This is a genomic window from Sodalis sp. RH14 (assembly GCF_047324285.1).
Classification (GTDB): Bacteria; Pseudomonadota; Gammaproteobacteria; order Enterobacterales; family Enterobacteriaceae; genus Acerihabitans.
Genome location: NZ_CP178739.1, coordinates 1,649,745 through 1,672,469, shown reverse-complemented (window position 1 = coordinate 1,672,469; position 22,725 = coordinate 1,649,745). Strand labels below are relative to the sequence as shown.

The 22,725-nt window shown below is 57.6% G+C and carries 18 protein-coding genes; 10 read left to right on the top strand and 8 right to left on the bottom strand.

The window, feature by feature from the left end:
- The first annotated feature begins 258 nt into the window (after positions 1 to 258).
- The 9 genes from ACL2XQ_RS07505 (at position 259) to ACL2XQ_RS07465 (ending at position 9,120) form a co-directional block, all read left to right on the top strand.
- Complete coding sequence (locus tag ACL2XQ_RS07505; protein ID WP_410015726.1) at positions 259 to 918, top strand: MgtC/SapB family protein; 660 nt, start codon at positions 259 to 261, stop codon at positions 916 to 918.
- 84 nt (positions 919 to 1,002) lie between these two features.
- Positions 1,003 to 1,605, top strand: coding sequence for a 23S rRNA pseudouridine(2457) synthase RluE (rluE, locus tag ACL2XQ_RS07500; RefSeq protein ID WP_410016579.1), 603 nt, complete (start codon positions 1,003 to 1,005; stop codon positions 1,603 to 1,605).
- Between the two features lie 65 nt (positions 1,606 to 1,670).
- Positions 1,671 to 2,123 carry an NUDIX domain-containing protein gene (locus ACL2XQ_RS07495; RefSeq protein WP_410015727.1) on the top strand — a complete coding sequence of 151 codons (453 nt, stop codon included), beginning with the start codon at positions 1,671 to 1,673 and terminating at the stop codon, positions 2,121 to 2,123.
- A gap of 121 nt (positions 2,124 to 2,244) precedes the next feature.
- Complete coding sequence (gene mnmA, locus ACL2XQ_RS07490; protein WP_410015728.1) at positions 2,245 to 3,354, top strand: tRNA 2-thiouridine(34) synthase MnmA; 1,110 nt, start codon at positions 2,245 to 2,247, stop codon at positions 3,352 to 3,354.
- A 152-nt stretch (positions 3,355 to 3,506) separates the two neighbouring features.
- Positions 3,507 to 4,133, top strand: a complete 627-nt coding sequence (hflD, locus tag ACL2XQ_RS07485) for a high frequency lysogenization protein HflD (RefSeq protein WP_410015729.1) — start codon at positions 3,507 to 3,509, stop codon at positions 4,131 to 4,133.
- Positions 4,134 to 4,158: 25 nt separating this feature from the next.
- Entirely contained in the window at positions 4,159 to 5,529 is a 1,371-nt protein-coding gene (gene purB, locus ACL2XQ_RS07480; protein ID WP_413722438.1) for an adenylosuccinate lyase, read from the top strand.
- A 178-nt stretch (positions 5,530 to 5,707) separates the two neighbouring features.
- On the top strand, positions 5,708 to 6,379 hold the full coding sequence (phoP, locus tag ACL2XQ_RS07475) for a two-component system response regulator PhoP (protein ID WP_162364562.1): 672 nt from the start codon (positions 5,708 to 5,710) through the stop codon (positions 6,377 to 6,379).
- A gap of 5 nt (positions 6,380 to 6,384) precedes the next feature.
- Positions 6,385 to 7,851, top strand: a complete 1,467-nt coding sequence (gene phoQ, locus ACL2XQ_RS07470; RefSeq protein WP_410015731.1) for a two-component system sensor histidine kinase PhoQ — start codon at positions 6,385 to 6,387, stop codon at positions 7,849 to 7,851.
- Positions 7,852 to 7,998: 147 nt separating this feature from the next.
- Positions 7,999 to 9,120: a JmjC domain-containing protein gene (locus tag ACL2XQ_RS07465; RefSeq protein WP_410015732.1), complete on the top strand. Its 1,122-nt coding sequence runs from the start codon at positions 7,999 to 8,001 to the stop codon at positions 9,118 to 9,120.
- Positions 9,121 to 9,213: 93 nt separating this feature from the next.
- On the opposite strand, the gene pepT is transcribed toward ACL2XQ_RS07465, so the two are convergent.
- The 6 genes from pepT to lolC form a co-directional block, all read right to left on the bottom strand.
- Positions 9,214 to 10,461 (bottom strand): peptidase T, encoded by a 1,248-nt coding sequence (gene pepT, locus ACL2XQ_RS07460; RefSeq protein WP_410015733.1) that lies wholly within the window; start codon positions 10,459 to 10,461, stop codon positions 9,214 to 9,216.
- Positions 10,462 to 11,427: 966 nt separating this feature from the next.
- On the bottom strand, positions 11,428 to 11,853 hold the full coding sequence (locus ACL2XQ_RS07455) for a hypothetical protein (RefSeq protein WP_413722435.1): 426 nt from the start codon (positions 11,851 to 11,853) through the stop codon (positions 11,428 to 11,430).
- Positions 11,854 to 12,460: 607 nt separating this feature from the next.
- Complete coding sequence (gene cobB, locus ACL2XQ_RS07450) at positions 12,461 to 13,291, bottom strand: Sir2 family NAD+-dependent deacetylase (protein ID WP_410015735.1); 831 nt, start codon at positions 13,289 to 13,291, stop codon at positions 12,461 to 12,463.
- 44 nt (positions 13,292 to 13,335) lie between these two features.
- Positions 13,336 to 14,583, bottom strand: a complete 1,248-nt coding sequence (gene lolE / locus ACL2XQ_RS07445; RefSeq protein WP_410015736.1) for a lipoprotein-releasing ABC transporter permease subunit LolE — start codon at positions 14,581 to 14,583, stop codon at positions 13,336 to 13,338.
- Positions 14,580 to 15,287: a lipoprotein-releasing ABC transporter ATP-binding protein LolD gene (gene lolD, locus ACL2XQ_RS07440; RefSeq protein ID WP_410015737.1), complete on the bottom strand. Its 708-nt coding sequence runs from the start codon at positions 15,285 to 15,287 to the stop codon at positions 14,580 to 14,582. Before lolD ends, lolE begins: the two co-directional genes overlap by 4 nt.
- Positions 15,280 to 16,482 (bottom strand): lipoprotein-releasing ABC transporter permease subunit LolC, encoded by a 1,203-nt coding sequence (gene lolC / locus ACL2XQ_RS07435; protein ID WP_410015738.1) that lies wholly within the window; start codon positions 16,480 to 16,482, stop codon positions 15,280 to 15,282. Before lolC ends, lolD begins: the two co-directional genes overlap by 8 nt.
- A 210-nt stretch (positions 16,483 to 16,692) precedes the next feature.
- On the opposite strand from lolC, the gene mfd reads away from it, so the two are divergent.
- Positions 16,693 to 20,142 (top strand): transcription-repair coupling factor, encoded by a 3,450-nt coding sequence (gene mfd, locus ACL2XQ_RS07430; protein WP_413728666.1) that lies wholly within the window; start codon positions 16,693 to 16,695, stop codon positions 20,140 to 20,142.
- An 88-nt stretch (positions 20,143 to 20,230) separates the two neighbouring features.
- Here the strand turns inward: mfd and ACL2XQ_RS07425 are convergent, their stop codons facing one another.
- Positions 20,231 to 20,770, bottom strand: a complete 540-nt coding sequence (locus ACL2XQ_RS07425; protein WP_410015740.1) for a glycine zipper 2TM domain-containing protein — start codon at positions 20,768 to 20,770, stop codon at positions 20,231 to 20,233.
- A 483-nt stretch (positions 20,771 to 21,253) separates the two neighbouring features.
- A complete protein-coding gene (locus ACL2XQ_RS07420; protein ID WP_410015741.1) occupies positions 21,254 to 22,561 on the bottom strand; it encodes an NAD(P)/FAD-dependent oxidoreductase in 1,308 nt (435 codons plus the stop codon).
- Positions 22,562 to 22,725: the final 164 nt, after the last annotated feature.

Sequence of the window (22,725 nt, the reverse complement as noted above, 5' to 3'; positions counted from 1 at the left end):
GCGTTGACAAATATTTACCTTAATAAGATACATTGGCTCACAGATGGTTTGAATATTACAATGGTATTTATAATCGGCATTATATTAATGACAAGGCCGTGTCCCATTTCCCGCCGAGAACGCCCCTGACCGCCGCAAGCGGTTTGGTAACAAATTTCAACATATTCCTTTATTGATGAACCCGCCGGTAAATCCGATACTTAGCCTGTATCCGCATCAAATTGACGGGTGTGCAATATCAATGTTTAAGGAGATAACATGGATACCGAATTATTGCTGCGTATCGCCCTGGCCGGCGGGTTAGGCGCATTGATCGGGGTGGAACGCCAGCTTCGGGCCAAGGAGGCGGGGTTGCGTACCCATATCCTGGTATGTATCGGCAGCGCGATGTTTATGATTGTCTCCAAATACGGTTTTGCCGACCTTCTGGCGGACAGCCATAATATCACCCTCGACCCTAGCCGGATCTCCGCCCAGGTGGTGAGCGGCATCGGATTTCTCGGCGCCGGCACCATTATGCTCAATAAGCAGTTCGTCCGCGGCCTGACCACGGCGGCCGGGCTATGGGTCACCGCCGCCATCGGACTGATTGTCGGCAGCGGCATGTACGCCATCGGCATTTTCGGCACCCTGATGACGCTGTTGGTGCTCGAGGGCATTCGCCAATTAAGCAACCGGCTTATCGGGCGGCGCTATATGATCATGCTGTCGCTGTCCCCCGCCAGCATTGAACTCGCCATGCAGGCCTTGAGAAAACTGCATATCCGTGTGGTGCGGTCGTCGGTAGTACGTAACGAGAACGACGCCAAAGACTGCAAAATGACGCTGGAAGTCATGATGCGCACCCGCTATAAACCGGTGGAAGTCTATCGCCAGTTGCTGGGCGTTGAGGGGATGCATAAGATTGACATTCGCTAGCCCCGCCAAAGCTAACCGCATTCTGGCCGTTTTGCAGTATAATGCCGCCAATCCCCTCCACCGCACACTTATGGCGAGCTTTTTATCAAAAATAATAGCCTTTCCCGATTCAGTCCGCGCCGTCCTCCCGCCCCGATGCGGGGGCCAAGGCGCGTCATTTTATTCAACAAACCTTACGACGTCCTGCCGCAGTTTACCGACGACGCCGGACGCCTGACGCTGAAACACTATATCCCGGTACCGGATATCTACGCCGCCGGGCGCCTGGATCGCGACAGCGAAGGACTGATGATCCTGACCAACGACGCCAAATTAAAGACCCGGCTGACGCAGCCGGCGGAAAAAACGGCTAAGATTTATTACGTGCAGGTGGAGGGCGAGCCGGAAGACGCCGCGTTAAAACTCTTGCGTACCGGCGTCACCTTAAGCGATGGCCCCACGCTGCCCGCCGGCGCGCAGCGCGTGAAGGAGCCGGCCTGGCTCTGGGCGCGCACGCCGCCTATCCGCGAGCGCAAGGCCATCCCTACCTGCTGGCTTAAAATCACTTTATATGAAGGCCGTAACCGTCAGGTCCGGCGCATGACCGCCCATATCGGCCACCCTACCCTGCGGCTTATCCGCTATCAAATGGCGGATCAGACCCTGGCGGACCTGGCGCCGGGCGAGTGGCGTGAAGTGCAGTTGTAAGCAAAAGTACCATCACGGATGCCCGACCAGGGCATCCCGCAATCCGCAAGCGTTAAGGAGCGCGCATGTTCAAGCCGCATGTCACCGTTGCCTGTGTAGTCCAGGCGGAAAATCATTTCCTTATCGTCGAGGAAACCATTCATGGCAATCCCCGCTGGAACCAGCCGGCGGGCCATCTGGAGGCGGACGAAACCATCATCCAGGCCGCGCGGCGCGAATTGTACGAGGAAGCGGGCATCCACGCCCAGCCCCAGGCCCTGCTGCGCATCCATCAATGGATCGCGCCCGATAAGACACCGTTTCTGCGTTTTTTATTCGCCATTGATTTACCAGAGCGCATGACCGCCATTCCCCAAGACGACGATATCGATCGTTGCCTGTGGCTGCCGGCGGATGAAATCCTGGCCTCGGATTTGCTGCGCTCGCCGCTGGTGGCGCAAAGCATCCTGTGCTATCAACAGGATAAACGCTATCCGCTGGAGATGCTCGCCGCGTTTCAATGGCCCTTCGCACTCTAACGCTCTTTCCGTCACCCCGGCGCGGTGGCGCGCGGGGTGCCTGGCGTGGTAAAATCCGCCCCCTCGTATCATCAGCGCGCAATGTGACATCAAGGCGCGCGCGCCCGTTTGTGAGAATCCCATGTCAGAAAACAGTCAGCTTAAAGTGATCGTCGGTATGTCCGGCGGTGTTGATTCCTCCGTTTCCGCCTACCTGTTGCAGCAGCAGGGTTATCAGGTGGAGGGACTGTTTATGAAAAACTGGGAGGAGGACGACAATGAGGAATACTGCACCGCGGCAAGCGATCTGGCCGATGCGCAGGCGGTCTGCGATAAATTGTCCATTCCCCTGCATACGGTGAACTTCGCCGCCGAATACTGGGATAACGTGTTTGAACTGTTCCTGGCCGAATATAAGGCCGGGCGCACGCCCAATCCCGATGTGCTGTGCAATAAAGAAATTAAGTTCAAAGCCTTCCTGGAGTTCGCCGCCGAGGACCTGGGCGCTGATTTCATCGCCACCGGCCACTATGTGCGCCGCCGGGATGAGGCGGGTAAAAGCCAGCTGCTGCGCGGTCTCGACGACAATAAAGACCAGAGTTATTTTTTATATACCCTCGGCCACAGCCAGCTGGCGCAGTGCCTGTTCCCGGTGGGCGAACTGGCCAAGCCGGAGGTCAGGCGCATCGCCGCGGAGCTGGGACTTATCACCGCGGCCAAGAAAGATTCCACCGGCATCTGCTTTATCGGCGAGCGCCGGTTCCGCGAATTTCTCGGCCGCTACCTGCCGGCCCAGCCCGGCCCGATCCTGACCGTGGACGGACAGCGGGTCGGCGAGCACCAGGGGCTGATGTACCACACCCTGGGCCAGCGTAAGGGGCTGGGCATCGGCGGCACCCGTGACGGCAATGACGAGCCCTGGTATGTGGTGGACAAGCTGATGGATGATAACATCCTGGTGGTGGCCCAAGGCCATGAGCATCCGCGGCTGATGTCGGTGGGCCTGGTCGCCGGGCAACTGAACTGGGTGGACAGGCGGCCCCTGGCCGGTCCCCTGCGCTGCGTGGTGAAAACCCGCTACCGCCAGCAGGATGTGCCCTGCCTGGTCGAGCCGCTGGCGGACGGGCGGATCAACGTGCTGTTCGACGCGCCGGTGGCCGCGGTCACGCCCGGACAGTCGGCGGTGTTCTATCTGGGTGAACTGTGCCTGGGCGGCGGCGTTATCGAGGCCCGGTTGCCGCTGCAGGAGTGATCCTGATCTGGGTTTACCACGCGATTTGTGGCATGATCGGCGGCAAAGACACGACAACCATTTTATCGCCGGGATAAGTCCGGCCGGCGGCTGAATGCCCCCATGCGTGATTAAACGCCGCCGCATCATCAGGGAAGTGTACAGGAGTAACCTTGGCTAAGAATTATTATGATATTACGCTGGCATTGGCCGGGATCTGCCAAAGCGCGTTATTAGTCCGGCAATTGGCCAATAAGGGCGTGTGCGACGACGACGCGCTCGAAGTCTCGCTGCGCAGCCTGCTTGATCTTAACCCGCCCACGACGCTTAGGGTATACGGCGACCGGCCGGCGAATCTCAAGCCCGGGCTGGAAGCCATGGCGGGCATGCTTAACGCCTCGCGCGAAGGCGTGGGAGCGGAGATAACGCGTTATACCCTGAGCCTGATGGTGCTGGAGCGTAAACTGCATGCCAATAAAGGCGCCCTGGACGAACTGGCGAAGCGCATCGGCCAGCTTGACCGCCAGCTGTCTCATTTCGAATTAATGTCAGAGACCCTGATAAGCGCCATGGCGTCAATTTATGTCGACGTCATCAGCCCGCTGGGTCCACGTATCCAGGTGACCGGCGCCCCGGCCATGCTGCAGAACCTGCAGGTACAGGCCAAGGTGCGCGCAGCGTTACTGGCCGGCATTCGTTCCGCCGTGCTGTGGCAACAGGTGGGCGGCGGCCGTTTGCAACTGATGTTCGCCCGCAATCGCCTGTTTGAACAGGCCCGGCAAATCCTTGCACAATGTTGAAATCTTATCCCAGGAGTCGCAATCGATGGAATTATCCTCACTGACCGCCGTTTCCCCCGTTGACGGCCGCTACGGCGACAAAGTCGACGCCTTGCGCGCTATTTTCAGTGAATATGGCTTGCTGAAATTCCGCGTCCAGGTGGAAGTGCGCTGGCTGCAAAAACTGGCGGCATGCGCCGATATCAGCGAAGTCCCGGCATTTGACAACCACGCAATCGCTTACCTTGATGATTTGGCCGCCAACTTCAGCGAACAGGATGCCGCGCGCATCAAAACCATCGAACGCACCACGAATCACGATGTGAAGGCGGTGGAGTATTTCCTCAAGGAACGGGTGGCGTCGGTACCGGCGTTGCACGCGGTCAGCGAATTTATCCATTTCGCCTGCACGTCGGAAGACATCAACAACCTGTCGCATGCGCTGATGCTGCAAACCGCCCGCCGGGACGTGATCCTGCCCTATTGGCGTAAAATCATCGACGGCATCAAGGCGCTGGCGCATTTGTACCGGGATATTCCGTTGTTGTCGCGTACTCACGGACAGCCCGCCACCCCGTCCACGGTCGGCAAGGAAATGGCGAACGTGGCTTATCGTATGGAGCGTCAGTACCGGCAGCTGTCGCAGGTGGAAATCCTCGGTAAAATCAACGGCGCCGTGGGCAACTACAATGCCCATATCGTGGCGTATCCGCAGGTGGACTGGCACCGGTTCAGCGAGGAATTCGTCACCTCGCTGGGTATTCACTGGAATCCCTATACCACCCAGATCGAGCCTCATGACTATATAGCCGAACTGTTCGACTGCATGGCGCGGTTTAATACCATCCTGATTGATTTCGACCGCGATATCTGGGGTTATATTGCCCTGAACCACTTTAAACAGCGCACCGTGGCCGGTGAGATCGGCTCTTCCACCATGCCGCACAAGGTGAATCCGATCGATTTTGAGAACTCCGAAGGTAATCTGGGGATGGCTAACGCCATCATGGGCCATCTGGCGGGCAAACTGCCGATTTCACGCTGGCAGCGCGACCTGACCGACTCCACGGTGCTGCGTAACCTGGGCGTCGGCATCGGTTATGCCTTAATCGCCTACCAGTCCACGCTCAAGGGCGTCGGCAAACTTGAAGTCAACGGCGATCGTTTGCTGGCGGAGCTGGATCAGAACTGGGAAGTGCTGGCGGAGCCGATCCAAACGGTGATGCGCCGCTATGGCATTGAAAAACCCTACGAAAAACTTAAGGAGTTAACGCGGGGCAAACGCGTTGACGCCGCCGGCATCCAGGCCTTTATCGACGGCCTGCCGCTGCCGGAAGAGGAAAAGACCCGGCTGAAGACGCTGACGCCGGCCAACTATATCGGACGCGCCGTTGCCATGGTCGATGAGCTGAAATAATGCCCGGCGTGTGAAATGCCCTAGCAAACGCTCCGGTTAAAGCTCCGTTGAACATAAGTTTAGCCATCCTCTGGGATACTCTCCCAAAAGACGTCCATCAGCCCAGGGGATTGTTTTTACAGATTGGCAGAGACGGGTGATTCAGGCTCGTTACTGGTGCTTTAACTTAGGAGTTGCGATGCGAGTTCTGGTTATAGAAGATAATTCTCTTCTTCGACATCACCTGACAGTACAAATGCGTGAAATGGGTCATCAGGTCGATGCCGCCGCCGATGCCAGAGAGGCGGATTATTTTTTGCATGAACACCCACCTGATATCGCCATTGTCGACCTCGGCCTGCCCGATGAAGACGGCTTGAGCCTGATACGCCGCTGGCGCACCCATCAGGTAAAAATCCCCATTCTGGTACTCACCGCGCGCGAGGGCTGGCAAGATAAAGTCACCGTGCTGGAAGCGGGCGCGGACGATTATGTGACCAAGCCTTTCCATCTGGAAGAAGTGGTGGCGCGCATGCAGGCCTTGATGCGCCGCAACAGCGGACTGGCTTCGCAGGTCATTACCCTGCCGCCGTTCCAGATTGATCTGTCGCGCCGCGAACTGATGATCAATAACGAACATATCAAATTGACCGCGTTTGAATACACCATCATCGAGACGCTTATCCGCAACGCCGGCAAAGTAGTCAGCAAGGACTCCCTGATGCTGCAGCTTTATCCCGACGCGGAATTGCGCGAAAGTCACACTATCGATGTCCTGATGGGGCGATTGCGAAAAAAAATGCAGGCCGATTATCCGTATGAAGTGATCACAACGGTTCGTGGGCAGGGTTATCGTTTTGATGTTAATTAAGATCTATGGCCCACTTCCCTTATCAACATAAGAAGCCCTTCTCGCTTCGCGTCAGATTCCTGCTGGCTACCGCCTGCGTGGTTCTGGCGCTTTCCTTATGCTACGGCATGGTGGCGGTCATCGGCTACAGCGTCAGCTTTGACAAAACCTCGTTTCGCCTTCTGCGCGGTGAAAGCAATCTGTTCTTCAGCCTGGCGCAGTGGAAAGACAACCAGCTGACTATCGCCGTTCCCCCCAACATCGACATTAACTTTGCCGCCCTGGTGCTCATCTATGACGATAAAGGCCAAATCCTTTGGCGCCAGCGCTATGTGCCGGCCCTGGAAACACGGCTGAAACCCGAGTGGCTGGCGAAAACCGGCTATTTCGAGCTGGATACCGATACCCGCACCAGCAGCGCGGTGCTGGGCGACAATCCCACCGCGCAGGACAAACTGAAAGATTTCGACAGCAGCGACAGCAACGCGCTGACGCACTCGGTGGCGGTGAATCGTTACCCGGCGACCGGGCGGCTGCCCCCGCTGACCATCGTGGTGGTGGATACCATTCCCCATGAACTGCAGCGCACCGACCTGGTCTGGGAGTGGTTCAGCTATGTGTTGCTGGCCAACCTGCTGCTGGTGGTGCCGCTGCTGTGGCTGGCGGCGCATTGGAGCCTGCGCCCGATCAAGGACCTGGTGCAGCAGGTCCGCGAACTGGAGGGCGGCGAACGGGACCGGCTGGATGAAAATCCGCCGCGCGAACTGGGCATTCTGGTGCGCAACCTGAATATTCTGCTGAACAATGAGCGCCAGCGTTACCAAAAATACCGCTCCACCCTGTCGGATCTCACCCATAGTCTGAAAACGCCGCTGGCGGTGCTGCAGACGACGCTGCGCTCCCTGCGCACCGGGAGGGAAACCAATATCGAGCTGGTGGAACCGATCATGCTGGAGCAAATCAGTCGTATCTCGCAGCAAATCGGCTATTACCTGCACCGTGCCAGCGTGCATTCCGATCATAACGTGCTCAGCCGCGAACTGCATTCCGTACCGGCGCTGTTGGACAGCCTGTGCTCGGCGCTCAACAAAGTGTATCAGCGCAAGGGGGTCTCCATTTCACTGGACATCTCCCCTGAACTGACCTTTATCGGCGAAAAGAACGACTTCATGGAGGTGATGGGCAATATCCTCGACAATGCCTGTAAATATTGTTTGGAATTTGTCGAGATCAGCGCGCGCGCGAACGAAAAAGAGCTGCACCTGCTTATCGAAGACGACGGACCTGGCATTCCCGCTTCTAAACGCACCCTGATCTTCAAGCGCGGTCAGCGCGCCGATACCCTGCGTCCGGGACAGGGCCTGGGTCTCTCGGTTGCGGCGGAAATCCTGGAGCAATATGAGGGCGATATCATCGTCGGCGAAAGCGCGCTGGGGGGCGCCCTGGTGGAAGTGATCTTCAAGCGCCAGCAGGGTTACCAGGACGACGACTGATCTACGCAAGCGGCCTATATTTTGATAAAGAAGCGCGTCCTTGGCCTATTTTATAGCGGTATTTTGCGGCATGTCGGATAATTTAACCCCCGTAGCCTACCGGCTTCCGTTATAATCCAGACAGGGTCCCTCACGGTGGAATAGGCTATGGATTATCAACTCGATCTTGACTGGAATGACTTTTTACAGCGCTACTGGCAAAAGCGGCCGGTCATCATTAAACGCGCTTTCAAGAATTTTATCGATCCCTTAACGCCGGATGAACTGGCGGGCCTGGCAATGGAAACCGAGGTCGACAGCCGCCTGGTCAGCCATGAGGACGGGCGCTGGCAGGTCAGCCATGGGCCTTTTGAGAGTTTTGATAAACTGAGCGAGACCAACTGGTCCCTGCTGGTCCAGGCCGTCGACCATTGGCATGAACCTTCCGCCGCGCTGATGCGCCCTTTCCGCCAATTGCCCGATTGGCGGATCGATGATCTGATGATCTCTTTCGCCGTGCCCGGTGGCGGCGTCGGCCCTCATTTTGATCAGTACGACGTGTTTATTATCCAGGGACAGGGCCGTCGTCACTGGCGGGTTGGCGATAAAAAGGCGCTGAAACAGCACAGCCCACATCCGGATCTGCTGCAGGTAGAACCTTTCGACGCCATTATTGATGAAGAAATGGAGCCGGGCGACATGCTGTATATTCCGCCCGGTTATCCGCACGAAGGGTATTCGCTGGAAAATGCGCTTAACTATTCGGTAGGCTTTCGCGCCCCCAGCGGCCGTGAGCTGGTCAGCGGTTTTGCCGATTATGTCCTGGCGCAGGAACTGGGCAGCCAACGCTATAGCGATCCCACCCTGACACCGCGCGCCGACCCGTCCGCCGTTCTGCCGGAGGAGATCGATGCGCTGCGCGCCATGATGATGGATCTGGTTCAGCAGCCGGACAGATTTAATCATTGGTTTGGCGAGTTTATTTCCCAGTCGCGCCATGAGCTGGATATCGCCCCGCCGGAACCGCCTTACCAGGCCGGCGAAATATACGATCTGCTGCAACAGGGCGACCAATTGCACCGTCTCGGCGGCCTGCGCGTATTAAAAGTTGGCGAAGAGTGTTATGTCAACGGCGAACAGATTGTCACCCAGCATAAACAGGCGCTGGCCGTATTGGCCGGCGCTTATGTCATTAGCGGCGCGCAGTTTGGCGCGGCGCTGGACGATCCTTCGTTCCTGGCATTGCTGACGGCGCTGATCAATAGCGGCTATTGGTATTTCAAGAACTAAAACGAGGGATTGAAGCGCCGTAGCGGGGGTTGCTGCTGTCAAACCCGCTGCAAGCCGACGTACACCAGGCCCGGTTTCCACCGGGCTTTTTCGTTATGCCTTATGCGGCAGGCCTTTCGCGCGCAACGCGGTCAGCTCGGCGATGCGCATAATCACCCGCACCGCTTTTTCCATGCCGTCCTGCGAGGCAAATTCATGTTTGCCATGGTAGTTATACCCGCCGGTAAATAAATTCGGACACGGCAGCCCGCGAAACGACAGCTGAGCGCCGTCGGTGCCGCCGCGGATCGGTTTCATTATCGGTTCCAGACCGCAATCGCGCAGGGCCTGCTGCGCCAGCTCGATGATATGCGGATGCTGCGCCACCTGCTCATGCATATTGTAATAACTGTCTTCAATAGTCAGTTCGATATAGCAATCCGGGTGTAGCCCCTTCCCCAGTTCTTCGGCGGTGGTGATCATAAATTGCTTGCGGTCTTCAAAACGCTGACGGTCGAAATCACGCACGATATAATGCATTTCCGCCCGATCGACGCTGCCTTTCATACTGTTCAGGTGATAAAAACCTGCGTAGCCTTCAGTAGCCTCGGGCGTTTCGTCGGCGGGCATGCGCTGGTGAAAGCGCGTGGCCAGCGTCAAGGCATTCACCATTACCCCTTTGGCGGTGCCGGGATGCACGTTGTTACCGACAATTTTTACCAGCACCGACGCGGCGTTGAAGTTTTCATATTCCAGCTCACCGATGCCGCCGCCGTCCATGGTGTAGGCCCACTGGGCGCCAAAACGCTCGACATCAAAAAACTGCGCGCCTTTGCCGACTTCCTCATCGGGGGTAAAGCCGATACGGATATCGCCATGGGGCAGCTGTTTCTCCTTGATGCGCACCATAGCGGTAATGATTTCCGCTATGCCGGCCTTATCGTCGGCCCCAAGCAACGTTTTGCCGTCGGTAGTGATCAGGGTATGGCCCATCAGCTGATGCAAAACAGGAAACATTACCGGCGAGAGTATTTCATCACCGTTGCCCAAGGCGATATCACCGCCGCGATAATTCTCGACGATCTGCGGATTGACATGTTTGCCGGTAAAATCCGGGGCGGTGTCCATATGGGAAATAAAGCCGATAACCGGCACCGGCCAGGCGACATTGGCAGGCAACGTCGCCATCAGGCAGCCATGATCGCTTAATGTCACCTGTTCAAATCCCAGGGCGGACAGCTCTTCCTGCAGCACATGAGCCAGTTTCCATTGCCCTTCGGTGCTGGGGACTTGTTTAACCCCCGGTTTTGATTGGGTATCGATGGAAACGTAATGTAGAAAACGATCGAGTAATTTGTCCATTTTTTCCGCCTGTCGCATCACTGGCACCTATTATGGGTAGCGATGATTTTGCAAATATTGTGTCAGGTCAGTTTTCATGGTTTTGACCTGCAAAAAAGCATAATTGCCTAAGCATAGCGTATTCCGTTTGCCGGCAGAACCTAAACCGGCGGGGTTTGACCTGAAGCATGATTTTATATCGCGGCGGGAAAGGGGTGTTGCCGGAGAATGCCATTGGCAGCCTGCGGGGGGCATATAGTGTGTAGGCTGGGATCGGCGGTTGCGCTTGCCGTCATTGGGGGGACGTGTGTTGACTGGGGGAGGTTTTGCTTGCCGTCAGCGGGGTGGCGTATGTTGGCTGGGGGATGTTGCGCTTGCCGTCAGCGGGGCGGCGTATGTTGGCTGGGGGATGTTGCGCTTGCCGTCAGCGGGGTGGCGTGTGTTGGCTGGGGGAGGTTTTGCTTGCCGTCAGCGGGGTGGCGTGTGTTGGCTGGGGGATGTTGCGCTTGCCGTCAGCGGGCGGCGTATGTGGGCTGGGGGAGGTTTCGCTTGCCGTCAGCGGGGTGGCGTGTGTTGGCTGGGGGAGGTTTCGCTTGCCGTCAGCGGGGCGGCGTATGTCGGCCCGTGCGGGCAATCGACGAAGGGCCGGCAGTCGCCCCGGCCCTTTCGAATCCCGGGCTTCCGGCAGATCGCGCGCCGCTGCGCGGTGCCTTCCGTCCCGGCTGCCGCCCCTGGGACCGCACGGTACGCGCTCCCGGCGCGAACCGTGCTCTCGCCGCCTCCCTGCGGCTCGTCCGGTCGTCCGCCCTGCCGTCAGCGCGCTTGATGCCGGGTCAAGGTCAAGGTCAAGGTCAAGGTCAAGGTCAACATCAACATCAACATCAAAAATAAAATCAGATTGATGACCTTAGGCAAGTCTGTGGAAATACTGTCTTGCAGGACCAGACTTTCGCACCGCCTGCACGTATTTACCCACTGATATAACAGTTAATTTAGACTCCAGTAGTCCACAATATTATTATTATCAAAGGTGACATAGAAACGATTGCCGTGGATTTCAGTATTGCCGCTCATTTTCCCTGATACCTTGTTAGCTTGAGAAGAGGCTGAGCTGGCTGTACCAGCCAATCCTAGGGCACTGGAAATCGCGCCGGTACCAGGAATAAAACCGGTTAAACTGGATGCATCGCTTAGCGCGCCGTTTTTATGATAAACCCAGGTGACGCCATTGGATGATTTCTCATTTGAATCCGGTACGCCATACAAACTTTGAACTTGCTGTTGCGTGGTTTTACCCTTGATAATATGAGACTCAACGTAAGATGTGCTGAACTTATCTTCCCCTCCCATCATTCCACCCGAGCAAGCTGTAAGCGCGAGTACCATCATCAAGCCAAAAGCAGCCTTTTTCATTTTTATCTCCAGATATTCCTATAGTAAAAAAAAACAAACGAGCCAAACGAATCATAAATTTTTGTAACATGAAATTAATTAATATCCAACAATTTATCTTCACAATTTAAAAAATAATGCTTTACCTATTGATATATAAGCAATAAAACATTATGGGTTTGTAAAGAAAATGTGAGGAATGTCAATAATTGATTGCGCAGGCTGAATGAGATAATGCGCAGGACAGGCAATGGTGCGGCTCGCAGTTATTGATGTAGGAGAGTCTTCTGGGACCATTTTAATTAAGCATTATATTTTAATTAATAGGCTTTTTATAATTTTTCACCGTAGGCGACAGTAATATTTCCGTCGTAATATATCGCTTTTTCGTAATGAAATGGCGTTTAATCCTGACGCCATCGAGAAGACCGATACGAATAAAACCTCAGGCCGGGCGCTTCAATAAGCATTGTAACGCGGGACAGGTTTTGCCCTTGGCGCAGTCATGGCAAGCGAAACCCTCGCCGAACGACCAGATCCCGACCAAGCCCAAAGCAAACCTTACCCTCGCCGCGCGTCCCAATCCCTGGCAGCGGCAATTCTCCTCAACGCGCTACAGCGTCCCGATTTATCCCCGCTGCTCCACAAAGCCCTCAATAAACCGCGCCACATATGCCGGCACGCATTCGCTCGCCGGACCGTAAATCCGCTCCTCGAACTGGCTCTCCACCTGGCTGGGCTCGAGGTTGAGCTCCACCGTCCTGGCCCCGCTTATTCGCGCCTCATGGACAAACCCCGCGGCCGGATAAACATGGCCGGAGGTGCCGATCGCCAGGAAATAATCCGCTTTGCCAAGGGCGTCGTATATGGCATCCATGCCCAGCGGCATTTCGCCAAACCAGACCACGTGCGGACGCAGCACCGCCGGGAATTGGCAGCAATGACAACGGTCGGTTTCCGTAATATCGTCGGTCCACTCGATAATCTGGCCGCTGCTGACGCAGCGCACCTTGAGCAGTTCGCCATGCATATGGATCACGCGCCGGCTGCCGGCCCGTTCGTGCAGGTTATCGATATTCTGCGTGACCAAAAGAAAATTATCGCCCAGCATCTGTTCCAGCTCCGCCAGCGCCACGTGGGCGGCGTTGGGCTTGATTTCCGGCTGCTGCAGCTGGCGGCGGCGGGCGTTATAAAACGCCTGCACCAGCTGCGGGTTACGCTGGAAGCCCTCAGGAGTGGCGACATCCTCGACCCGATGCTCTTCCCACAGGCCATCGGCGGCGCGAAAAGTACGAATACCCGATTCAGCCGAGATCCCGGCGCCGGTAAGCACCACTACAAAAGGTTTTTTCATCTTGGTTACCGCCATGGTGTCACGGTGAAAAATACGTGAGCGCAATCGCTGCTGCCTGAGCCGTTTACTTTTACGAAACCGGATTAACCGGCGATGAATACGCATGCTGCTGATTCCTTAATGCATGGCACGGATAGGCCGCAAGGCGTTTATAAACCGCTGAGCACTCTTGCCGGGTCGATACGGCTGGCCCGCCGCGCCGGATACCAACTGGCCAGCAGGCTAAGCAGCAGCGCCGTGCCCAGCACGATCGCCACGTCAAGCCAATGCAGTTCGGTTGGCAGGAAATCGATATAATAAATATCACCGGATAATAAATTATGCCCCAGCAAACGTTCGATCCCTTTAATCACATCCGTGAGGTTAAGCGCCACCAGCACGCCGGCCACCACGCCGCTCAGGCTGCCCGTAAGGCCGGCAAGCAGGCCATACCAAATAAAAATAGCACGGGTTAAGCGGTCTTTGGCGCCCAGGGTGCGCAATATCGCAATATCGGTGCTTTTATCCTTAACCGCCATCACCAGCGTGGAAACAATGTTAAAGCACGCCACGCCAATCACCAGCACCATGGCCAGGTACATGATGGCGCGGATCATCTGGATATCCCGGTACATATAACCGTAGGTGCCCATCCAGCTGCGGATATACACATACGTTTTCGTCACCTCGCCCGCGTCCCGCACCAGCTTATTGGCGATGAAGGGATTATTCACCTTAATGGCGATGCCGCTGACGTCCTGGCCTTTATCCAGGTACTGCTGGGCATCCGCCAGCGGCACCATGGCAAAGCTGTGATCCAGCTGGCCGCTGAGCGCCAGGATACCGCTCACCTGCAGGCGGATACGCTTTGGCTCCAGCAATTTCATCTGCGGATCGCTGTTGGGGATCATCACGGTCAGCCAGTCGCCCTGCTTGACATCCAGGGCTTGCGCCACCCCCTGGCCGATAATGATCTGCTGCTTACCGGCGCTGAACGCCTGCCAGGCATTATCCTGGACATAGCGCGGCAGCGCGCTCAGGTTGGACTCTTGCCGCGGGTCGACGCCTTTGATCTGGATGGCCTTGAGCTTAACGCCCCGCTCCACCAGGCCGGTGAAAGTGATGTAGGGCGCCGCCGCGGCGATGCCCGGCACTTTTTCAATCCGGGTTAATATCGCCGGCCAGTCGGTAAAAGGCGGGTTAACCGGCTCGATTTCGCCATGCGGCACTACCGCTAAAATACGGTTATTCAATTCGCGCTCAAAGCCGTTCATGGCGCTCAGGCCGATAATCAGTACCGCCACGCCGAGCGCGATGCCGACGGTGGAGATAATCGAAATCAGCGACACCATGCCGCCGCGACGCCGGCCGCGGCTAAAACGCAGCGCAATTTGCAACGAAAGCGGAAATCCCCTCATTCCTGCGCTCCCAGCAGGTCGCCGTCCCGCCGCAGCTGGCCGTCGCGCATTTCCAACTGACGGTTCAGGCGCCGCGCCAGGTGAAGATCGTGGGTGACGACTAAAAACGCGGTGCCCTGGCGCATATTCAGTTCGCCCAGCAGTTCAAAAATACTGTCGGCGGTGCGCTGATCCAGGTTGCCGGTAGGCTCGTCGGCCAGCACCAGCGCCGGATGGTTGACCAGGGCGCGCGCTATCGCCACCCGCTGCCGCTCGCCGCCGGATAACTCGGCGGGACGGTGATGGCCGCGTTTATCCAGCCCGACCGACGCCAGCATTTCCCGCGCGGTAGCCTTTGCCTGCTGCGGCGTGGTGCCGCCGATAAGCAGCGGCATGGCGACATTTTCCAGCGCGGTGAAATCCGGCAGCAAATGATGGAACTGATAGATAAACCCCAGCCGGCGGTTACGGATCTCCGCGCGCGCCTGGGAGGATAAGGCCGTCAGCTGCTGGCCTTCAAAAATCACCTCCCCGGAGGTCGGCTCGTCCAGGCCGCCGAGCAAATGCAGCAGGGTACTTTTACCCGAGCCCGAACTGCCGACGATGGCCATCATCTCGCCCGGCAGCATCGAAAAGGACACGTCGCGCAGTACATCGGTAAACAACTTGCCTTCCTGGTAACGCTTACTCAAATTGTTACACTGCAACAAAGGAGCATTATTCATAACGTAAAGCCTCAGCGGGATGAACGGCGGCCGCGCGCCAGGAAGGATAAAGCGTGGACAGTAGCGCCACGACCATCGCCAGCACGGCGATGGTGGCAACCTGCAGTGAGTCGATATCGACCGGCAGCTCCGCGCCATCGAGGAAAGCGCCGATCACCGGCATTAAATTATTCAGTTGGCTGGCCAGCAGCACGCCCAGGCCGGTGCCCAGAAGGGCGCCGATAATGCCGGCGCCGGCGCCCTGCACCATAAACACCAGCATCACCTGGCGCCGGGTCAGGCCGAGGGTCTGCAGAATGGCCACCTCACCCTGTTTTTCCATCACCAGCAGGCCGAGCGAGGTGATAATGTTGAACGCCGCCACCGCCACTATCAGGCTCAGCAGCAGGCCCATCATGTTCTTTTCCATGCGCACCGCCTGGAACAGCTCGCCTTTGCGCTCGCGCCAGTCCTTCCATTGGGTGCCTTCGGGAAGCCGCTGGCGGCTGACCGCCTCGACGTCCAGGGGCTTTTGCAGCCACAGGCGCCAGCCGGTGATATTGCCGGCCGGGTAGCGCATCAGGCGCGAGGCGTCCTGCTGGTTGGTCAACAGCTGGTATTGGTCCACCTCGCTGTTGGCGGCAAAGGTGCCGGCCACGGTAAACAGGCGTTGGCTGGGAATGCGGCCCATCGGCGTAAACTGGCTTGAGCCTGGCACCATTAACCGCAGCTGATCGCCGCGTTTCACGCCGAGTTGTCCCGCCAGCTGTTCGCCGAGGATAACCTGGTAACTCCCGGGCTGGAGCGCATCCATATGGATGTTGACCAGGTAGCGGGCCAGCGGTTCGGGATCCTGCGGATTGACGCCCAGCATGACCCCGACGGCTACGCTGCGCGCGCTTTGCAGCACCACGTCGCCGGTGGTCAGCGGCACGATACGGCTGACGCCCTTAAGCGCACCTAGCGCCGAGGGCGGAATGCGTTTAGGATCAAGCGAGCCGCCGGGGGTGGTAATCAATGCCTGGGGCATGACGCCGAGAATGTTACCTTCCAGCTCGCGCTCGAAGCCGTTCATCACCGATAATACGGTGACCAGCGCCATGACGCCGAGGGTAATGCCGATGGTGGATAGCCAGGAGACAAAGCGCCCGAAGCGGTCTGATGCCCGCCCGCGCATGTAGCGCAGGCCAATATATAATGCGACAGGTTGATACATTGAATTCCGTTTGGATGCCGGTTGCCAAAGCAAAGTGATCAAGGATAATAAAGGGTCGTACCCTATTATGGAACTACTAACCGCCGCTACCGCCGGCTTTTATTCTTGTTAGGCTGCCTAACATAAGCCATCATGCTCAATGCACGCACGTTTCGCCATAGTCCATATCGTATTGGCCCCGGCGCAAGAGAAGAGATCTGACCACTGTTTATGTCCGAACAATATCGTTATACCTTACCCACTAAACCCGGTGAACAACGTTTATTGGGTCAACTCACCGGCGCCGCCTGCGCCGTCGAATGCGCCGCCATTGTCGATCGCTACCCCGGTCCCGTGATGCTGGTGGCGCCGGATATGCAAAACGCCCTGCGCCTGCACGACGAAATCCGGCAGTTTACGCGCCATCCGGTGATCACCCTGCCCGACTGGGAAACCCTGCCTTACGACAATTTTTCCCCGCACCAGGAAATCATATCCGATCGATTGTCGACATTATATCAACTGCCGGCCATGGATCGCGGGGTCATTATCCTGCCGATCAATACCCTTATGCAACGGATATGCCCCCATTCATTCCTGCACGGCCACGCGCTGGTGATGAAAAAAGGCCAGCGCCTCTCCAGGGACAAGCTGCGCGCGCAGCTGGAGCAGGCCGGCTACCGCAGCGTGGATCAGGTCATGGAGCACGGAGAGTACGCCACGCGCGGCGCCCTGCTCGATCTTTATCCCATGGGCAGCGAAGAACCGTACCGGATCGATTTTTTCGATGATGAAATCGACAGCCTGCGCATTTTTGATGTCGACAGCCAGCGCACCCTGCACGAAGTGGATCAGATAAACCTGTTGCCGGCCCATGAGTTTCCCACCGACAAAACGGCCATTGAGCTGTTCCGCAGCCAATGGCGCGAACAGTTCGAGGTCCGGCGCGACGCCGAGCATATCTACCAGCAGGTGAGCAAGGGCACCTTGCCTCCGGGCATCGAATATTGGCAACCCCTGTTTTTCAGCGAACCGCTGCCGGCATTGTTCAGCTACCTGCCCGCCAATACCCTGCTGGTCAATACCGGCGATCTGGAAGCCGGGGCCGGGCGGTTCTGGGCGGATGCCGTGGCGCGTTATGAAAACCGCCGGGTGGACCCGATGCGGCCGTTGGTGGCGCCCGAAATGCTGTGGCTACGGGTCGACGGGCTGTTCAGCGAGCTGAAAAACTGGCCGCGGGTACAGTTGATCGGCGAGCGGCTGGACGCGAAAGCCGCCAATATCAATATGGAATATCAGCCGCTGCCGGACCTGGCGGTGGAGGCGCAAAACAAAGCGCCGATGGATAAATTACGCCGGTTCTGCGAGCAGTTCGACGGCTGCGTGATTTTTTCGGTGGAAAGCGAGGGACGGCGCGAAACGCTGCAGGAACTGCTGGCGCGCATCAAGATCAACCCCAAATTAATCGCCCGGCTCGATGATGCCCAAGGCCCCGGCAACTACCTGATTATCGGCGCCAGCGAACGCGGTTTCATCGATCAGTTCCGCGGGCGCGCCCTGATATGCGAAGGGGACCTGCTGGGGGAAAGGGTAAGCAGGCGGCGTCAGGATAACCGCCGCGCCATTAATGCCGATACCCTGATCCGCAACCTGGCGGAATTGCATCCGGGCCAGCCGGTGGTGCACCTGGAACACGGCGTCGGCCGCTACGGCGGCATGACCACCCTGGAAGCCGGCGGCATCAAGGCCGAGTACCTGATCCTGACCTATGCCGGCCACGATAAGCTGTATGTGCCGGTTTCCTCGCTGCATCTGATCAGCCGCTATTCCGGCGGCGCCCAGGAGAACGCGCCCCTGCATAAGCTCGGCGGCGACGTCTGGTCGCGCGCGCGGCAGAAAGCGGCGGAACGGGTGCGCGACGTGGCGGCCGAACTGCTGGATATCTATGCGCAACGGGCGGCGAAGGTGGGCTTTGCTTTCCGGCAAAACCGCGAGAATTACCAGCTGTTTTGCGAGGGTTTCCCCTTTGAGCCCACGCCCGACCAGGCACAGGCGATTAACGCGGTGTTAAGCGATATGTGCCAGCCTCTGGCCATGGACCGCCTGGTGTGCGGCGATGTGGGGTTCGGCAAAACCGAAGTGGCGATGCGCGCCGCGTTCCTGGCCATTGAGAATCATAAGCAGGTGGCCGTGCTGGTGCCGACCACCCTGCTCGCCCAGCAGCATTTCGATAATTTCCGCGATCGTTTCGCCAACTGGCCGGTGCGCATCGAGATGATTTCCCGGTTTCGCAGCGCCAGGGATCAGGCCCAGGTCCTGGAGCAGACCGCCGACGGCAAGGTGGATATCCTGATAGGGACCCACAAGCTGCTGCAAAACGAGATTAAATGGCGCGATCTGGGCCTGCTGATTGTCGACGAGGAACATCGCTTCGGGGTGCGCCATAAAGAGCGCATCAAGGCGATGCGCGCCGATGTGGATATCCTGACCCTGACCGCCACGCCCATCCCGCGTACCCTGAATATGGCCATGAGCGGTATGCGCGATCTGTCCATCATCGCCACGCCGCCCGCCCGCCGGCTGGCGGTAAAAACCTTTGTGCGCGAATACGACAGCCTGGTGGTGCGCGAGGCTATCCTGCGCGAAGTGCTGCGCGGCGGGCAGGTTTATTATCTGTACAACGATGTAGAAAATATTGAAAAAGCCACCCATCGCCTGCAGGAACTGGTGCCGGAAGCACGTATCGCCATCGGCCACGGCCAGATGCGGGAACGGGATCTGGAGCGGGTGATGAATGATTTCCATCACCAGCGCTTCAATGTCCTGGTCTGCACCACCATTATTGAGACCGGTATTGATATCGCCAATGCCAATACCATTATCATCGAGCGCGCCGACCATTTCGGGCTGGCGCAATTGCACCAGCTGCGCGGCCGTGTGGGGCGCTCCCATCACCAGGCCTACGCCTACCTGCTGACCCCGCCGCCCAAGGCCCTGAGCCAGGATGCGTTAAAACGCCTGGAGGCCATTGCGTCGCTGGAGGATCTGGGCGCGGGTTTCGCCCTGGCCACCCACGATCTGGAAATTCGCGGCGCCGGCGAACTGCTGGGAGAAGACCAGAGCGGCCAGTTGCAAACCATTGGGTTTTCATTATATATGGAACTGCTGGAGAGCGCGGTGGACGCGCTCAAGGCCGGGCGCGAACCCTCGCTGGAGGATTTAACCAGCCAGCTCACGGATGTGGAGCTGCGCATGCCCGCCCTGTTGCCGGAAGACTATATTCCCGACGTCAATACCCGTTTATCTTTCTATAAACGCATCGCCAGCGCGCCGGATACCCGGGAAATTGAAGAGCTGAAGGTGGAATTGATCGACCGCTTTGGGCTGTTGCCCGATCCGGCGCGTCATCTGCTGGATATCGCCGGCCTGCGGCAACGGGCGCGCAAACTGGGTATCAAACGCATCGAGGGCAATGAAAAAGGCGGGTTTATTGAATTTAGCGAGAAAAACACCGTGGATCCGGTCTATCTTATCGGCCTGCTGCAGCGCGATCCCAAGACCTTCCGTCTCGACGGCCCGACGCGGCTGAAATTCATCAAGCCACTGCCGGAACGGCTGGAACGACTGCAGTATGTGGATCAACTGCTGGCGGGACTGGATCAACATCAGGTTCCCGCCTGAGTCCGTGACTGCCCGGACGGCTTGTCCCGGGCAGTCACGCAGCGGCTCGATGCGGATGACGGCCACCGGCGCTGTGGCGATTGCGGTACTAGACCTGTTTGTTCAAATCCAGACGGCCTTTGCCATCCAGGGGAATCTGCGTGCCTGGATCATGATCCATGCGGATTTTACCCTGTTCATCGCCGATCTTGTAGGTAACATCGTAACCCAATAGCTTCTGCGATTTATCATAAACCGTCTGGCAGCGCTGCTGGGTGGTGGTATAGGTGTCGCGATTTTGCAGATTGCCCTGTACCTGGTTGCCGGTGTATCCGCCCGCCAGCGCCCCCGCCACCGTCGCCACGTCCTTGCCGCGCCCGCCGCCGAACTGATGCCCTAAGACGCCGCCCGCCACCGCGCCGAGCAAAGAACCGGCGATTTTATTTTCGTCCTGCACCGGACGGCGATGGGTAACGGCGACATTCCGGCATTCCTGGCGGGGGGTTTTAATGGTTTCATTGATTGGCGTTGCCGTGACTACCTGCGCATATCGCGGACCAGAGGAGAACACATCCAGTCCGGCAACCGCCGCAATCCCTGACGCCGCGGCGATCCCGATACCGACACCGGCCAACATTGATTTATTCATGGGAAACCCTCCTGAAGTAATAACCCACGCATTCACTGGCAGCAACCGGATCCCAGAGGCAGTCGATTACGCTAACTACGCCTGGGTTAATGACTGCCGGCCCTCTCCGGACGCTAGCGCAAAACGGAACTCATGGACTCCTCCGGCACGGCGTGCGTGATTCGCCCACCGGATGAACCGAAGTCTGCACAAAGCAGGCGACAGCGGCAATAAGACTAATAGCCAAAATAGGGCATTTATGCATGCGCCAAAGCCAGTTTGGGATAATTCCTAGGGGTTTAAGCGCCATTATCGGCGTTTTATGCTAAGGGTAAGCATTGCTAATACAATATGTTAGCGCCGAAAACCGTGTAATTGCCGCGTCAGCTTGGCATATTGCAGGGAAAGGGGGCGCAGAGGCATTAGCCGGGCAGATTTTCCTGCCCGGCGGCAGGCTGGCGCCGAACCCGGCGCAGCCGTATCAGAGGGAATGCCTGCCTGCAATTAATGCAGTTTTAAATGCGGCCGGATCACACGGTTAATCCGCCCCACCAGCACGATAAGCCCGGTTTTGAACAGGCCGTGCAGGGCCACTTGATGCATGCGGTACAGAGAAATATACACCGCGCGGGCGATACGGCCCTCTATCATCATGGAGCCGCGCATCAGATTGCCCATCAGGCTGCCCACGGTGCTGAACCGGGATAGCGATACCAGGGAGCCGTGATCCTTGTAGACATAGGGTTTCAGTTCCCGGTCTTTTAACAACGCCAGGATATTAGCGTACGCCCGGCTCGCCATTTGGTGCGCGGCCTGGGCGCGCGGCGGCACAAACCCGCCGGCGGGTTGCGGACAGGACGCGCAGTCGCCGATGGCGAAAATCGCGGGATCGCGGGTAGTTTGCAGGGTGGGCGTCACCACCAGCTGATTGGTGCGATTGGTTTCCAGCCCGGCGATATCCTTCAGGAAATCCGGCGCTTTGATGCCGGCCGCCCACACCATCAGTTCCGCCGGAATAAACTCGCCGTCCTTGGTGGTCAGCCCGCCGGGCCCGGCACTGGTCACCAGCGTCTTGGTCAGGACCCGGACGCCCATTTTCCCCAGCTCATGGTGAGCCGAGGCGGAAATACGCGCGGGCAACGCCGGCAGGATACGCTCGCCCGCCTCGACCAGCGTCACGTTCAGCGCCTGGTTATCGAGGCCTTTAAACCCGTAGCTGTGCAATTCCTGAACCGCGTTATGCAGTTCGGCCGACAGTTCCACGCCGGTGGCGCCGCCGCCGACGATGGCGATATTCACGCGCTCATCCGGGCCGTGCGGCTGGGTGGAAAACTTCAGGAACAGATTGAGCATTTCATTATGGAACCGCTGGGCCTGCGCGGGATTGTCGAGGAAAATACAATTTTCCTTCACCCCGGCGGTGCCGAAGTCGTTGGATACGCTGCCGAGCGCCATCACCAGGATGTCATAAGGCAGCTGGCGCACCGGCACCAGCAGATCGCCGTGGGCATCGCGGATTTCATCCAGCTGCAGCGTTTTATCGTCGCGGTTAATATTGCTCAGGCTGCCCATCTGGAAAAAAAAGTGATGATTGCGGGCATGGGCCAGGTAGCTGATGGCATCTACGCCTTCATCCAACGAACCGGTGGCCACCTCGTGCAGCAAAGGTTTCCATAAATGGCTGTGATTGCGATCCACCAGGGTGATGTCCGCCTTTTTACTGCGGCCCAAGGCGGATCCCAAACGGGTGGCGAGTTCCAGGCCGCCGGCGCCGCCGCCAACGATAACAATCTGCTTCAGGGGTAATGACAAAATAACCTCCAAATGTAAACCAATCGTTAACTAAGAGTAAAGATAAATACCCTTATAAAACACGTGGTTACCTTCAAATAAACTGTTGTTGCTGCAAGATTACCATGAAGGGTCATTTGGTCATACCAAAATTGATATAAATCAATTTTGGCCTAATAAGGCAG